The sequence below is a fragment of the Wujia chipingensis genome (assembly GCF_014337155.1).
In the GTDB taxonomy this organism is placed as follows: Bacteria; Bacillota; Clostridia; order Lachnospirales; family Lachnospiraceae; genus Coprococcus_C; species Coprococcus_C hominis.
In genome coordinates, this window is record NZ_CP060632.1 from 1,733,672 (window position 1) to 1,747,941 (window position 14,270).

20 protein-coding genes are annotated in these 14,270 nt (G+C 39.9%); all 20 read right to left on the reverse strand.

From position 1 onward, the window contains the following. Positions 1–156 precede the first annotated feature (156 nt). Complete coding sequence (locus H9Q76_RS08115; protein WP_147341779.1) at positions 157–774, reverse strand: hypothetical protein; 618 nt, start codon at positions 772–774, stop codon at positions 157–159. A gap of 286 nt (positions 775–1,060) precedes the next feature. Next, positions 1,061–1,438 carry a hypothetical protein gene (locus H9Q76_RS08120; protein ID WP_249320918.1) on the reverse strand — a complete coding sequence of 126 codons (378 nt, stop codon included), beginning with the start codon at positions 1,436–1,438 and terminating at the stop codon, positions 1,061–1,063. 436 nt (positions 1,439–1,874) lie between these two features. Beyond that, entirely contained in the window at positions 1,875–2,729 is an 855-nt protein-coding gene (locus H9Q76_RS08125) for a DUF2262 domain-containing protein (RefSeq protein ID WP_181985567.1), read from the reverse strand. A gap of 127 nt (positions 2,730–2,856) precedes the next feature. Further along, entirely contained in the window at positions 2,857–3,477 is a 621-nt protein-coding gene (locus H9Q76_RS08130; protein WP_249320919.1) for a hypothetical protein, read from the reverse strand. A gap of 160 nt (positions 3,478–3,637) precedes the next feature. Continuing rightward, a complete protein-coding gene (locus H9Q76_RS08135; RefSeq protein WP_249320920.1) occupies positions 3,638–4,003 on the reverse strand; it encodes a hypothetical protein in 366 nt (121 codons plus the stop codon). A gap of 93 nt (positions 4,004–4,096) precedes the next feature. Then, entirely contained in the window at positions 4,097–4,417 is a 321-nt protein-coding gene (locus H9Q76_RS08140; RefSeq protein WP_249320921.1) for a hypothetical protein, read from the reverse strand. Positions 4,418–4,670: 253 nt separating this feature from the next. Continuing rightward, entirely contained in the window at positions 4,671–5,363 is a 693-nt protein-coding gene (locus H9Q76_RS08145) for a hypothetical protein (RefSeq protein WP_249320922.1), read from the reverse strand. Between the two features lie 102 nt (positions 5,364–5,465). Further along, entirely contained in the window at positions 5,466–6,125 is a 660-nt protein-coding gene (locus tag H9Q76_RS08150; protein WP_249320923.1) for a suppressor of fused domain protein, read from the reverse strand. 767 nt (positions 6,126–6,892) lie between these two features. Next, positions 6,893–7,294, reverse strand: coding sequence for a putative toxin-antitoxin system toxin component, PIN family (locus tag H9Q76_RS08155; protein ID WP_117781670.1), 402 nt, complete (start codon positions 7,292–7,294; stop codon positions 6,893–6,895). Continuing rightward, positions 7,291–7,563: an AbrB/MazE/SpoVT family DNA-binding domain-containing protein gene (locus H9Q76_RS08160; protein ID WP_117781671.1), complete on the reverse strand. Its 273-nt coding sequence runs from the start codon at positions 7,561–7,563 to the stop codon at positions 7,291–7,293. Before H9Q76_RS08160 ends, H9Q76_RS08155 begins: the two co-directional genes overlap by 4 nt. Before the next feature lie 101 nt (positions 7,564–7,664). Next, on the reverse strand, positions 7,665–7,883 hold the full coding sequence (locus tag H9Q76_RS08165) for a hypothetical protein (RefSeq protein ID WP_181985572.1): 219 nt from the start codon (positions 7,881–7,883) through the stop codon (positions 7,665–7,667). Positions 7,884–8,344: 461 nt separating this feature from the next. Further along, positions 8,345–9,388: a virulence RhuM family protein gene (locus H9Q76_RS08170; protein WP_117781673.1), complete on the reverse strand. Its 1,044-nt coding sequence runs from the start codon at positions 9,386–9,388 to the stop codon at positions 8,345–8,347. A gap of 71 nt (positions 9,389–9,459) precedes the next feature. After that, the gene (locus tag H9Q76_RS13885; RefSeq protein ID WP_242995546.1) at positions 9,460–9,639 is read right to left on the reverse strand and encodes a CbrC family protein; all 180 of its coding nucleotides are present in this window, start codon (positions 9,637–9,639) and stop codon (positions 9,460–9,462) included. A gap of 46 nt (positions 9,640–9,685) precedes the next feature. Beyond that, entirely contained in the window at positions 9,686–10,084 is a 399-nt protein-coding gene (locus H9Q76_RS08180; protein WP_147341891.1) for a hypothetical protein, read from the reverse strand. A 349-nt stretch (positions 10,085–10,433) separates the two neighbouring features. Continuing rightward, positions 10,434–10,694 (reverse strand): hypothetical protein, encoded by a 261-nt coding sequence (locus tag H9Q76_RS08185; protein ID WP_117781675.1) that lies wholly within the window; start codon positions 10,692–10,694, stop codon positions 10,434–10,436. Positions 10,695–10,702: 8 nt separating this feature from the next. Continuing rightward, positions 10,703–10,879: a hypothetical protein gene (locus tag H9Q76_RS08190; protein ID WP_181985573.1), complete on the reverse strand. Its 177-nt coding sequence runs from the start codon at positions 10,877–10,879 to the stop codon at positions 10,703–10,705. A 61-nt stretch (positions 10,880–10,940) separates the two neighbouring features. Further along, on the reverse strand, positions 10,941–11,645 hold the full coding sequence (locus H9Q76_RS08195; RefSeq protein WP_249320924.1) for a YhfC family intramembrane metalloprotease: 705 nt from the start codon (positions 11,643–11,645) through the stop codon (positions 10,941–10,943). A gap of 51 nt (positions 11,646–11,696) precedes the next feature. Continuing rightward, a complete protein-coding gene (locus H9Q76_RS08200) occupies positions 11,697–12,110 on the reverse strand; it encodes a hypothetical protein (RefSeq protein ID WP_243275652.1) in 414 nt (137 codons plus the stop codon). Positions 12,111–12,243: 133 nt separating this feature from the next. Then, positions 12,244–13,866 carry a recombinase family protein gene (locus H9Q76_RS08205; RefSeq protein WP_071431012.1) on the reverse strand — a complete coding sequence of 541 codons (1,623 nt, stop codon included), beginning with the start codon at positions 13,864–13,866 and terminating at the stop codon, positions 12,244–12,246. Positions 13,867–13,973: 107 nt separating this feature from the next. Beyond that, the gene (locus H9Q76_RS08210) at positions 13,974–14,159 is read right to left on the reverse strand and encodes a hypothetical protein (protein ID WP_004849804.1); all 186 of its coding nucleotides are present in this window, start codon (positions 14,157–14,159) and stop codon (positions 13,974–13,976) included. Positions 14,160–14,270 lie beyond the last annotated feature (111 nt).

Here is a 14,270-nt window from a genome sequence, read left to right on the forward strand (position 1 = left end):
TTGTCATCATATTCTGCATTCCAATAATGCGGGTCATTTACTTCCGTATAAATTATAGCAAAGAGGCTCGTAATCGTCAACCAAACAACATGTTCAGAATTATCATTCATTTTTGTATCCTCTTCATCTTCACAACTACATCAACTCAGGACAGTTCTATACATACTCAGAAAACAGACCCCCACGAATCTCATAATCTCTTAATGCAACTTCCTTGCAACTCATAACCTCAGGATTCAGTTCGTCAGGCAAAATACAAAGCAGACATTCTTCATCCGACATCGGTAAGTCATATTTGGAAATGCCGTACTTTTCATTAAAAACCCTGCCATTTACCACATAAATTTTCAGATGTTCATTCATAAGCAGACGCTTCTGATTTAATGTTTCACTATAAAATCGGTTATATAAAAAATCAAGCATCTCGTCACTTGGCTTTGAAAAGTAGCAAAGTGCAGTCTGGGAATCGAGCAAATCAAGAAATGCTATATCATTCACATAAATAAGCTCACACCGTTTTGCACCATCTGGTACTTTGTAAAATGTGCGCTTCACGTGGTTTTTCCACAGACAGTAAATCCAGACATCGACATAAAACAATAAAAATGCCAAAAAAGGTAAACCGAAGTATGTCAGGACACACGTACCACCAATAAACAAAACGATCATAGTTATAATAACAGCCACACCTTTTGCCGAGCCATATATATGTATATACCATTCTTCGATGTATTTGTACCGATAGGATTCTTCTATCTCTGCAGGTTCTTTCATTTTTTTCCTGCATTTAATTACAAAAGGCGACAGAGTTATAATCGCAAAGGCAAGCATTGCTGAAAGTACAATAAATGCATAGCTTTCCTGCTCATTTTCCAAATTAAACCAAACATACAGACAATCAACCGCCAATATGAAAAAACCAATGCATTGCCAAAATAAATACGGATGCTTTTTTATGAATTTCATTCTATACTTAAATTCCTTTCCACTCCAATATACCTATGACAACTTATCCCACACCCAATCGGGTGCTGAATAATGAATATTCAAATTGATAGATTTAACCCCCTGTAACTATGTCGTCCAGATATCTTCCAAACACCATATGCTCATACGAAAACTGCTCCGTATTTTCTGCATTGATGTTCAGGTCACCCATGGCGATACATAAAATCTGCGTATCATCATTTACTTTGCAGGCAAATCGCTGATTCCACATCTTTCCTGTAAGGTAATACAGTTTAAGTTTGCCTTCCGGCAATGCATTCATGCCGATTAACCAGTTGTACAGAATATTGAAAAATTCTTCATCCGGAATAGCTTCCATTCCAATAGTAAGTGCAGATTCCTCGTACAGTTGATTCAGAATCTCTACCTGTTTAACATCTATCTTTTCTATATTTTCCGCTCCCACAGGCACCGAAAACAGCAGCTTCATAATACGTCTTTTCCTTAGCAAAGCATATGTAACAGCTGCTCCAAAGCATAAAAGAATTATAAGGAGCATGATAACTCCTGCTTTTACGTTCGCTCCCATCAAGCCAAATGCAGCTATAGTCATAATAATACACAAACAAAATATTGTTCCAAATATCACATCAAAACGTTTCTGATTTTTGTTGTTTCTGTTTCTTGTGTTATAGGCTCTAAACAGGGTTTCTTTTATACTCTTGTTAATTGTGTTCATAATCTCACTTACCTCCTTCCTATCATTATTCTGTTCAAAAAAACTCACCAATTCTTACACAAATAAACGGATTTCCAATACCATTTGGACATTTCTGTGCTTCAAAAAAGCAATCTATACTTTTGCGAATTTCCTGTGCAAGTTATTTTCTAAAGCCGATTGTTGTACAGATTGCCAAGGCTGTTATCTATCTCATATCCGCACACACCATTTTGCCCTTAGAATCCACATCTACATCAATCTCATGTCCGCCAAATACATAGCCATCATCATATCCTATAGTATAGGAACCATTTTGATTCACAAAGATGTATTTCATGCGTCCTTTTAATGCGTTTGCAAATTCTTCCGGTGTAGAAAAATGGATTTCACATTCATCTTCATAGTCTTCCAAGCACTCCAAAGCAGCGTCATACAATGCTTCATCAGCTGCAATATATTCTCTAAATGCTTCATCTCTTGACACAATATGCTCCACAAAATCTCTTGCAACAGCCAAAGGCTTTTTCCAGGTTGCTTTACTGCTCCACTCTACCTCAATATAAATCGTAATATCATTACCTAAAAAATGATACGTTCCTTCAAACAGCCCTTCTGATTTCTCTAACACCAATTTCCCCAAAACATCATCTTCTAAAACAATCGGTGCCAGATATTTTTCCTGCTTTTTATCAAGCTTTGTTCCGGATACATTTTCTTCTAATACCTCTTTTACATACAAAAATGCAAGTTCCCCAAAGGTACTATACTGTAATCTTCCCAAAACCTTATAAATCACACCATCTTTAAATCTGTTAAAATATTCGCTGTTTTCATTCTGTGCCTCATACTCCTGATTTGATATAGGCCATGTCATAATCTTTATCTTCTTTACCACACAATCAGCATTTATATCATATATTGCAACAGCAGAACATGTAATAATATGATACTTTTCATTCTTGCTCAAACGTGAAGAACCACCGTTTCCAGCAAGGACATAATACAAGCTCTCCTCGCCCTCAAATTTATTATCTTTCTGATAGATTCCATTCATATCCATACGCATTCCTCCTACTTAATTCCCTTACTGTAACTTTGTCATCGTCTTCATGACCAAAATCTACAACATTTCTATCCAATACAGACATCTTTATCAACCACCACCTACTTTTTTATTGCCAACCTATTCATTGAAGGTAAATATCATTATCCACAATATACTTCAAATTACACCGATTTAGCATCCACTTCTTATTCCTTGCTCCATTTTGATATTGAACAATCTGCTCTTTTACCTCATCTGACAGTCCAACATATATTTGATGTGCTTTATCCTTAATTGCTTCCTGTCCTAAATGTTCTGCTATAAAATCAAGATGTACATCATACTTTTCAAACCCTTCAAAGAAGAGATATTGTACAGCCGAATGATAATTATTTTCAAATCTATGTACTAAGTCCATTGCTGTCTCTTGAAATCGTTTTTCTAATATATTCCTTGTTTCAAGCAACCTGCTTTCCGTTGATATATCATACCAATATCCATTCTCTGGCTGGTAACTCATAGATGCCACAACATTATCGACTGGTAATTTTCCATACGTTTTATAGATAAGTCTCAACTCTGCATTTATCTCGATGCTTTGACCGGATTCATTCCATTTTGAAGAAAAGAAATAAATTTCAAACACAATATCTTTCACGGTCTTCTTTAACACACCACTTTTAAGATACTTGAAACCAGTTATCTCCGACAGCTCCTGAATTAATCTTGTTTTTGCTTCTGCAACATTTAACATATCTTCCATCTTCTTCTCCTTAGTATTTTAACACCAACATTAAGACAGTTCTATTACAACTATCTATAAAATACTCGTATATCAATTCAGACAACGCATCCCTGCCAAGCTTAATAATCCGGCATTCATTTTCTTTCATTTCAACCATCTAGTCACAGTACATTTTCGTCTACATGTTTTTTAATGCTTCTGAAAAATCCTCTAATAGATTTATCCAGTCGCCATATTCAATGCCGGCAATATATAAATCTCCCCATGCCCGAATATGACAGTTACATACCATTCTACGTATAAGTTTCTCATCACACACATGCATATGCTCATATTGTTTCAGAAAATCATCTACTTCCTTCCATTGAGCATGATTACTCTCCTTTAACAAATCTCTTATTCGCATTGCCATAGTCTTTAGATTTGATTCCACATTTGCCTCCTCTGAACCTAACCATTCTCCATAAAACCATATATATGATTTCTCATACCAATCTTCATTATGAAGCTCTTCCATATATCCTATCTCTGGTAACTTTGTCACGATTGCATTATCCTTCAAATAGTAATATTCACTTTTATCTGCCAGATCCAAGTATTTTTCAAGTTCGACTAATACATTAACTAAGATATTATTTTAATCAATTTTTATAAAATATTTTTCATTACTATATTTGTCGTTATCCGATTCGATATACAAAAAAATTTCATCTTCGGATTTCCATTCAACCTTAAAGTATACTGTTTCATTATATCCTGGTTTATTTGTTTCGAAAACCAATGTATCATCTTTAAAAATATATGGACGACTTACATAGTCATATCGTAGAGTTATAGAATAGTTACCACTAGGAGAATATATAACTTCATCTCTACTTGTTTCATATTCAATTTCACTTGTCGTACATCCGGTTAATATAAATAATACTAATATACATAACACAGCGTTTTTTTTCACCAGTTCTACCTCCAGTTCTGAGCTATAATTATTCATCGGAAAATATAGTTTCAAGCTTTTCTCGGTCTTTATTGTGCATCGCCCCGAAAAATGTGTTTAAAATATCAAATTCGGTTTCACAGCCGAGATAATAGATTCCGGCAAGCAGACCTCCGCCGCCTGCTCCCTGTTGATCTTCTTCACATTCTTCAAAAATTGTGCGGTGTTGCCTTAAATTTTCTCTGCTGTCCTCTGGATTTGCTTCGAATCATATTTATTGACATTTCACTTCCCCATGTTCCATACTCTTGCGTATTTCCCTTGCATTTTCCTTCAAATAGTAATATTCGCTTTCATCCGCCAAATCCAGGTACTTTTCCAACTTGGTTGAATGAATCATATGCAGTACATGAAGCACCATTATTTTCTGATACTCATGCCCAAAAGCATTATCCTTATATTTATCTCTCCACCAAAATTCTATTGCATACTCTTCCGCTTTGTCCGGATGAATATATGCTAATGATTTTAGTGCCATACGCTGTGTATATTCATCATCAACCTGTAGAAAATCGAATATCAAATCTTTTATTTCATCCTTGCCATGATAATCCTTTAGACTCTCTGCAAACTGCCACTTTGCATTTATATATTCAGTAAACAGCACCTTTTCACACAGTAAAGCATACCAATCAGGATATTTTAATAACACCTCTATAATACGACTGCATTCATTATCTCTAGCAATTCCAAACAAGATATCATCAAGCATTTGCTCCGTAGCCTCATCGCAGGATGTATATTCTATTATTTCGAGAATAACCTTATACATATCATCAAATTTATCTAATCCGATTTCCCATTCCCCGTTATCATTTCTTTCGCTCCAGTTGGGATATTTTTTATCTGCTTCTTTGACAAATTGAGCAACTGCTCTATGTAGTTTTCTTTCATAATCAGCAGACATAATGTACCCCTTTCATTTACCGATAACTTTTCATAAATGACCTGCTATTGCACGTTTCATAATATTCACATCATTTTCACAGCAGATCTATCATATACAAAATTACACCAGGTAAGATTTCTTTCTTCCTAAATCTGTCACAAGATAAGGATTATCCTTTTTCATGGCATCAACAAGCGGCTTAACTTTAGTCGGATCTGCCTTAAGCATTTCATACTCTTCACTGGTTATACCTACGAATTGCAGGAAATCAACGCGACCATATATTGTATCAATTCCCGGCACCTCTGTATCCTCCACTGCTAGGATGGCGGTAATCATTGAGTCTGCATCTGTTTTTATAGATTTTCCCATATTGGACATAAAATGTCCGGGCTCAAACCAGCTTTCCTTTGTATAGGTGTATCTTCCAAGATTTCCAAGAAAATTTATCGCCCACATACAATCATCAGCATTATCAGCTTTCAGCTTAAAAGTCATCTCGTATCCCCATCGGCTATATTCTCCACCGAAAGCTTCCTCATCAGCATAAAGCTCTGTCATACCAAATGTTACAATATGCCTGTGTCCATGTGGCGACTTGTAAATTGAATATCCATCAATATATTCCGAACCGCCAAACATTGCTCTTGCCTCAAAATTAGAGCCATAATGATTTGGCTCCTGACCAGGATAACATTTAGCAAATGCTTCCTCAATGGCATCCCATCCAGGTGCATATTCTTCATCCTTAGCATTCTCTCTGAATTCTTCTATAGTCATTTCTTTTTCCTCCCATACAATCACGAAACTTCAAGTTAAGCATAAATTCTCACACATTCACACTTATTATAACATAACATCTTCTGTTCACAATCTGAAATCTTATCATTTATTCTTTCCCCATAAAGCTCAGGAGCGATTATCTCGCTCCCCTGCTTCTATCTACAGTTCTGACTTCCTCAACCTTATGATAACGCTTGCGGTAATCATACTCTTCCCGAAACTCATCATGAATTTCCATCTTGTATTGAATACTTGCAAGCTTAGCACCCACATAACCCATACGCTCTTTAAATGCTTTAAACTCTGCTTCAAAATCATCCGTAGGTGCCGGAAGGATTCTTCTACACTTATATCATTTATCCCAACCACAGATTCTTCATTCCCCGCAACCACTTCATCAATAACAGGAGTCTCCGTATATGATGAAACAGCCTCTTCTCCTACTTATTGAAATCTTCTATTTCCTTTCCGATGTGGTGTGGATGATATAGACAGGTAGTACCGCTGGCTTGCCAACTCGTCAAAAATAAAATCAGGGTCCCCTCCGGTACCCTGATTTTATTTCCGCCTCATTGTCTTCGCCATCGGTGCTACCTGCTCATGGGCTACGCCCCCGAGACCCCCGGACAGAAAAAATACCGGACCAATCAAAGGGCGGTCTGGCATTTTTCTGTCCTTTATCGCATTCGCTCCAGAGAAATCATAGCCGACTTTGTAGCTGCTTATTTGAATAGTTACTGTCGGCTATTTAAGAAATTCCATTACTACATTTCTAAAAATTCTGCTGCTGTCATTATCTTGGGATCTGTCACTCCCGATTCAAGAAAATCCTTATCTCCTGTAAGTAACACATCCGCTTTGGCATTTAATGCTGCTCGCAATATTGGTCTGTCCTTAACATCACGAATCAGCTTTTCAGCATCTTCTTCCATTTCCGGTGTTGTTGCTACTTCAATGACTGACAGCGAATATGCAAGAAATTTCTCCAGCATGGAAATCTTAGTCGGAAATTTCCGATTAAAGATTCTCCATAGTTCTTCAATATTCTGGTCACAGATAATTCCCTTGTTTGGATAGGTAACTGCCTTTAGGTATGCCTTATATGGCGTTCCATGGAAATTGAGCGCTGCTGAAATCAGAATATTGGTATCAATCAGTATTCTCATAAACCCTCCACTTCTTCTCTTACCTCTCTTACAAGTGCGTCAATATCTTCCTCTGTTTCCAGACCACTCTTTGCTGCTTCTCCCTGCATACCGCCTTGAAGCATTTTCATAGCATAAACTGCTGCATTCATCATTACAACCTGATCACCTTCACAAATCAGTGTTACTCTGTCTCCTGTTCCGATTCCAAGTTGCTCTCTGATTTCCTTTGGAAGAGTTATCTGTCCTTTGGACATTACCTTTGCGTTATCTACTATCATGTTTGCCATGTCGTTCACTCCTTTCAAAATCTTAAAAGTAGGGTATTTCCTACTTGCCCTACTTATAGTATATCCAGTTTTCATGATAATATCAACTCCTTTTCAAAAATTTACACACCAAACGAGTAATCCAGAAACTCATTCTCTTCCGGCTCCATTTGCTCCTGTTTTCCAGCTTCTATCGGCTGTTCATTGCTCTGTGTCGGTTCTGTAACAGGCTTTACACCCACCGGTGTCACAGCTCTCGGATTCCTGTGCTGATACGGATAAGACATTATCCCTCCAGCCTGCAATCCCGCCTGAAAGAAAGCCTGCTGCATCTGATACATGGCTGCACTTCAAAATATTAATTGTACTTTTATGTGTTCCCACACCCCACATCCAGAACGACCGAGACATTTACCCCGTCCGAAATCGCCTTTTTGTAGGTTTTCCGGTCACTCTATGAGAACATCATATGTCGTTCAAAGTGCCGGAAGTCGAGAAGTTTTACAAACTTCCCGACTCGCGGGCAGTCGTCGAATTCCGCATAAACACTGGCTTTACAGCCAGTTGTTTCTACGGAACTCTCCTCGTTGCCTTCGCGCAAATCAAGGATTCTTACATATCGACCCGATGTAGTGCAACTACCGCACTCGACATGGCTCGACTGGATACGCTGAATTTCTCGGCTGATTTTAGGTTCAAGGGAATATATCAATAACCTTTTTCACACTTTCGCCGTTTATGGGAATATGTCCAATATTCCAGATATCTTTTCAGTTCAAAAGTGTCACCAATGGTGTCACTTTTACTTCTTTGCTTTTTCTTCTAACTCCAGCAGATACTTGTCATAGTCTGACATAAATAATCTGTCCTGCACAATCCGGTATTTCTCAAACTCCGTTTCGGCATGAAGCTTGGCTATTTCAGCAGAAACCTTCCCAGCGTCCTGCAAAATACCATAATCAAACATTTCAATAAAGCTGTTGAGTCTCTTCTCCCAGTCCTCCATAGTAAGAGGAATACGTCTTAAAGTCATGTTTTCTGCAAAATCCAAATACGCTGTTACCATACGGTTCAGCTGATGTAATTCATTTTCACTCAGATAATTTTTTGCAATCGTTACATCACTTTTCTTAATCTTGCCATCCGGAGCATCCGCCCAGGTGGTAAGTCCCATATGTTCCTTTTGGTGGTCGGCTCGCTCCACAATCAATTCAGCAGCCGTGTGACCGTGAACTGCAAAATGCATTTTATTCTGAACTGTGGCATAGAATCTTTTCGTTGTTGCAGATGTTTTGTCATAGTCTATCGCTGTGGCATAAATATCTGTGATTTTCTGATAGAATTTTCTTTCGCTTGCACGAATTTCCCTGATGCGTTCTAACTGCTCATCAAAATACTTGTCTGTCAGATAAGTACCTCTCTTCAGACGCTCATCATCCATAACCCAGCCTTTAATGGTATAATCCTTTACGATACCATTTGCCCACTTACGGAACTGCACCGCACGCTCATTATTCACCTTGAAACCGACAGCAATAATCATCTGCAGGTTATAATGATTTACTTCTCGCTGAACCTGACGAGAACCCTCGGTTTGAACTATTCGGAATTTCCTAATAGTTGCCTCTTCTTCTAATTCGCTATCTGCGTATATCTTTTTGATATGCTCATTTATTGTAGGAAGAGCTACATCATAAAGCGTAGCCATCATTTTCTGTGTCAGCCATATATTTTCATCTTCATAGCGCATTTCAATGCTATCTTCCTGCTCTCCGACAGAAGCAACATAGGTAAGATACTCTGCTGCGCTTGAACGAATGCTTATTTCATTTTTCTTTTTTACCACCGTAACTACCTCCGATTATTTAGTCATTGTATGCGGGTCAAGATCCTCGTCCGTACACTTACTCACAATAGTTATCGCAACATGCCAACCAATATTCGCCTTGCCAAGAACATTGACACATACACATCTGTTTTGTTGCCACAACACTGGCATACATTATTATCGAACTGAACTGCATCTAAAACTTTTTCTTTATCGTAAACATTGGGATGATATTTAAATATGGGTAATTTCAAAGAATTATCATTCATTTTTGTATCCTCTTCATCTTCACAACTACATCAACTCCGGACAGTTCTATACATACTCAGAAAACAGACCCCCACGAATCTCATAATCTCTTAATGCAACTTCCTTGCTACTCATAACCTCAGGATTCAGTTCGTCAGGCAGAATACAAAGCAGACATTCTTCATCCGACATCGGTAAGTCATATTTGGAAATGCCGTACTTTTCATTAAAAACCCTGCCATTTACCACATAAATTTTAGGATTCTCGTTCATAAGCAAGCGCTTCTGATTTAATGTTTCACTATAAAATCGGTTATATAAAAAATCAAGCATCTCGTCACTTGGCTTTGAAAAGTAGCAAAGTGCAGTCTGGGAATCGAGCAAATCAAGAAATGCTATATCATTCACATAAATAAGCTCACACCGTTTTGCACCATCTGGTACTTTGCAAAATGTGCGCTTCACGTGGTTTTTCCACAGACAGTAAATCCAGACATCGACATAAAACAATAAAAATGCCAAAAAAAGTAAACCGAAGTATGTCAGGACACATGTACAACCAATAAACAAAACGATCATAGTTATAATAACAGCCACACCTTTTGCCGAGCCATATATATGTCGTCCAGATATCTTCCAAACACCATATGCTCATACGAAAACTGCTCCGTATTTTCTGCATTGATATTCAGGTCGCCCATAGCAATACATAAAATCTGCGTAACTTTTCATAAATGGCCTGCTATTGCATGGTTCATATCATTATTACAGTTTGCGCCGTCATAGTTGGTGCGCTCACATACATTGTACCATATCAACTGTTATTCATCATCCAAAAGCCCACAAAATTTTTATTCAATTCAAAATTCTTTCGGTTTACCAACTCTTTCAAGTAATTATTTACTGCATACAAGTTTTGCATTCCACGATACACAAACCCTTTGTTTTTATACAGACACAGACCTCTTTTCCAACGGCCATACTTATCCATATCGGGAGTATCAGTAATCACGTGATCATAAAATTGTGCACAGATTATTAATCTATCACTTTTGAACTTTTCTATTTTTATCATGTGACCTCCTAACTGATATCTATTAATCGCTCGATTTTCACGGTCTTTTCCTTCAGGGATATTTTCCCGATTTTGAAGCCATATCTCTCCAGTTCCTTTTTATAGGTCAAAAAGCTCATCGAGAAGATCGCCGTCTTTGCCGACCACTTCACCGTGGAATTTAAGTCCGGCCTCACAATCGACATCGAAGCGTAAAAAGGCTCCTCGCCACTGAACCTAATCAGTAGTGAGGAGCCTTGGTCTGTCTTAATCTTCTTTTGTCAGAACTCCGACGTCCTTCTTATAAAACAGCAGGTATGATCCGAAAAATACCGCCAGTCCGAATACAGAAACAATACCCTCCAGCATCCACGGAGACAGGCTGATAACATTAAAGATGTACAGTCCACCGATAAAATCCATTCCGGTATGAAGGATGATCGCAAGAGGATACAGCCAGAAATGTTTTTTATCCTTGCAGGCATAAAACACAAGTATCGATGCGCCAATATGGAACAAAACAGCAAATACTCTTTCAACAAAAGCTATTCCAATGTCAGAGAACGAGAACGCTGCAATCGTATCCGCCAATGCCTTGGCAGTAGCCGCCTGTTCCGGTGCCTGTACAGCAACTTGTTCAACCAAAGTTCCGAAAGTGCCGGTGTTGATCATGACGGCATAAGCAATATACTGGATATACGTAATACCCAATATCAGAATTACCTCAAAACCGCCGTGTCCGATGCCGTAGGAGATCGATGTTTCTCTGTTTTTACGCTTTTTGAGAACGGTATTAAACGCAACCAATCGCCCTGTCTCTTCAAACAATCCCGGAAAGAGACCGGCTACAAGTGCCAGTAGAACAGGGTTTGCGTTCAGGAACCGGCTGACGGCGTGATCCGAAAGACCCATTGCTGTCGGAAACGCCAGCACGTTCTGAATAGGCTTTTCAAGTATCAATGTAAATACCAAGAATGTTGCCGCGCCGATCAGTATCGATGTAACAGGCTCTTTTTTCTTGAATTACTGCACCTCCTTTTCCTTGGAGAGGACTTTCTTCTGCCAACTCCATTTGCTGCATTCCGGACACTTCATATATCTTGTCCTGCCCATGTGCATAGCAAGATTTGTCTGCCAGTATGTAGGAATATATCTGTGGTGGCAATTCTGGCATTCATAGTATCCGGCCTTTTGCTCGATCCCCACTGCTATAAATGCAACGGCGACAATCATTACCAGAGCAAACACAATAAGGACAATCCTGAGCCACACCGCCATCTCGACATATGCGGCTACGGCACACATAACCAGTCCTGCAATAGTTGCCGGAGCTCCAATCCAGTATTCCGTCCTGAGCATCTGCCTGTTCTTTTCTTCAACCTCTCGTCTCATTGCCAGCAGGTTTTCTTCTGCCCGCTTGTCATATGCTTCTGCCATAATTCTTTCGCCCGACAGGAGTTCGTTGACGTTAATTTTAAGAAGCTCACACAGCTCCAGCATGATCCCGGAATCCGGGATGGACTTTCCCGTTTCCCTTAATTAAAGATATTGTTGGGTAAAAAAAGAAAGGTCAGTCGATTTTGCCGATGAAGCGGTAGTAGATTTCTACTTCCTGCTCACGGCTTCCATCCTCGCCCTTGACAGCTTCGTGGACGGTTATTTTTTCAATTAGAGTGTTCAGAAGTTCGGCGGTCAGCTCCACAGGGTTGACATACTGTTTCATTAGGGCAATCCACTTTTCAGCATCCGCTGCGGTCTGTACGGCGGCTTCCATCATTTCGTGAAGCTGTCTTATTTTTGTTTCAAGCTCCTTTTGCTCGTTCTGGTACTTCTCGGACAGCATATTGAAGTTATACTCGGTTATGCGTCCGGCAGACCAGTCCTCATACATTTTAGCAAACAGCCCGTCAACCTCGGCTTTACGCTTCTCTGCCTTTTTCAGCTCCGCAGCCTGCTTTTTCTTCGCAGAGTTCCTTTCCCTGTCGCTGACATTGAGCAGCCGTTTCAGCAGCTTGTCCTCATCTTTCTGTGCCAGCATAGACCAGTATTGCAGTCTTGCAAGCACATAGGCATACAGTACATCATAGCGGATATAGTGCATGGAACACTGGCGTAATCCCTGTCCGTTCTTGCTGCAATGGTAGTACCCGTATGGGTTTTTGTTCTGCTTGTTTTCCCCATAGGCTAAAGACCATCCGCAGTCTGCACATTTTATCAATCCTGCGAAAATCTGTGTCGTACCGTTTCTGCGTTTCCTGCGTCTGCTTGCAATCAGCTCTTGAACTTTTTGGAACACTTCTTCGGAAATGATGGCTTCGTGGGTATTTTCCACACGATACCATTCTTCCTGCGGCTTCCGCACCTTTTTCTTGTTCTTGAATGAAATGTTGCTCTGCTTGTTGTGAACGCTGTGACCGATGTAGGTTTCCTCTTTCAAAATGCTCTTGACCTGTGCAATCGTCCACGCATAGGCTTTTTCTGCGGGCGCACCGGCGTAGATATTGGCGAAAGTCCCGTATCTTTCATAGTTCAGCCAGCCGGGGGTAGGTACTTTTTCCTCCACCAGAATCCGTGTAATGCTGGCGGCTCCACGCCCGTGTACAGCAAGGTCAAAAATCTTCTCTACAATCCAGCGTGTTTCCGGGTCGATCAGAAGATGACCTTTTTTGTCCGGGTCTTTTACATAGCCCAGCGGTGCATAGGCTCCATAGTGTGCGCCATTGGCAAATCTTGTGTGCATGGCAGCCTTGACCTTTTTGCTGGTCTGTCGGGCGTGCATTTCATTCAGGATGTTTAAGAACGGTGCAAGCTCGCTTTCTCCGTTGATGGTGTCCACATTGTCATTGATGGCAATGTAGCGTACTCCCTTGCTGGGGAAATAGATTTCCGTGTACTGACCGGTCAGGATATAGTTTCTTCCCAGACGGGATAAGTCCTTTGTGACAACGCAGTTGATTTTCCCGTCTTCGATGTCATCAATCATCCTTTGGAAACTTGGACGCTCGAAATTTGTCCCACTCCATCCGTCGTCAATGTACTCGTCTACAACGGTCAGCCCATGCTCTGCGGCATACTGTCTAAGCATCATGCGCTGGGTCTGGATACTGCCGCTTTCCCCCTGTAATTCATCGTCACGGCTCAATCTCAAATATAGTGCAGTGTTATAAATCGTTGTATTGTATGGTTGTTTCACGGTTAAAAATCCTCCTTCTAAAAGAAACAACCCACGCTTATACAATACTCGCTGGTACAAGTATATCATAAGCGTGGGCTGATTGACAGTCGTTATTCCGTATTTTTTCAGGAAGCGGCGGCAGCGTGCTGGATCACATCTTCCAGCAGGCTGTCAAGCGGCTTCCCATCCTGTGCGAAATGCTCCGATACCTTGATACGGACTTTCCCCATGACAAAATACTGGGTGCCGTCTTTTTCGGTAAGCAGGGTGCCGCTGTTTTTGTTATTGCTCTCGTTTTTGCTTTTTGCCATAGGCAGTTACCTCCATAAATGAAATATGCCCGACAAGGGAATGTCAGACAGGTGTACAGCCGCAGACTGTCTCCGTGTCAACCAAACCGTGTCAACCGGCAGAAAAGACTT

Coding starts and splice junctions, on each gene's coding strand:
- H9Q76_RS08115 (WP_147341779.1), bottom strand. CDS start 774: ATGAAAGAACCTGCAGAGATAGAAGAATCCTATCGGTACAAATACATC.
- H9Q76_RS08120 (WP_249320918.1), bottom strand. CDS start 1,438: ATGAAGCTGCTGTTTTCGGTGCCTGTGGGAGCGGAAAATATAGAAAAG.
- H9Q76_RS08125 (WP_181985567.1), bottom strand. CDS start 2,729: ATGGATATGAATGGAATCTATCAGAAAGATAATAAATTTGAGGGCGAG.
- H9Q76_RS08130 (WP_249320919.1), bottom strand. CDS start 3,477: ATGGAAGATATGTTAAATGTTGCAGAAGCAAAAACAAGATTAATTCAG.
- H9Q76_RS08145 (WP_249320922.1), bottom strand. CDS start 5,363: ATGTCTGCTGATTATGAAAGAAAACTACATAGAGCAGTTGCTCAATTT.
- H9Q76_RS08150 (WP_249320923.1), bottom strand. CDS start 6,125: ATGACTATAGAAGAATTCAGAGAGAATGCTAAGGATGAAGAATATGCA.
- H9Q76_RS08155 (WP_117781670.1), bottom strand. CDS start 7,294: ATGAGAATACTGATTGATACCAATATTCTGATTTCAGCAGCGCTCAAT.
- H9Q76_RS08160 (WP_117781671.1), bottom strand. CDS start 7,563: ATGGCAAACATGATAGTAGATAACGCAAAGGTAATGTCCAAAGGACAG.
- H9Q76_RS08165 (WP_181985572.1), bottom strand. CDS start 7,883: ATGTATCAGATGCAGCAGGCTTTCTTTCAGGCGGGATTGCAGGCTGGA.
- H9Q76_RS13885 (WP_242995546.1), bottom strand. CDS start 9,639: ATGAATGATAATTCTTTGAAATTACCCATATTTAAATATCATCCCAAT.
- H9Q76_RS08185 (WP_117781675.1), bottom strand. CDS start 10,694: ATGATAAAAATAGAAAAGTTCAAAAGTGATAGATTAATAATCTGTGCA.
- H9Q76_RS08190 (WP_181985573.1), bottom strand. CDS start 10,879: ATGTCGATTGTGAGGCCGGACTTAAATTCCACGGTGAAGTGGTCGGCA.
- H9Q76_RS08200 (WP_243275652.1), bottom strand. CDS start 12,110: ATGGCAGAAGCATATGACAAGCGGGCAGAAGAAAACCTGCTGGCAATG.
- H9Q76_RS08210 (WP_004849804.1), bottom strand. CDS start 14,159: ATGGCAAAAAGCAAAAACGAGAGCAATAACAAAAACAGCGGCACCCTG.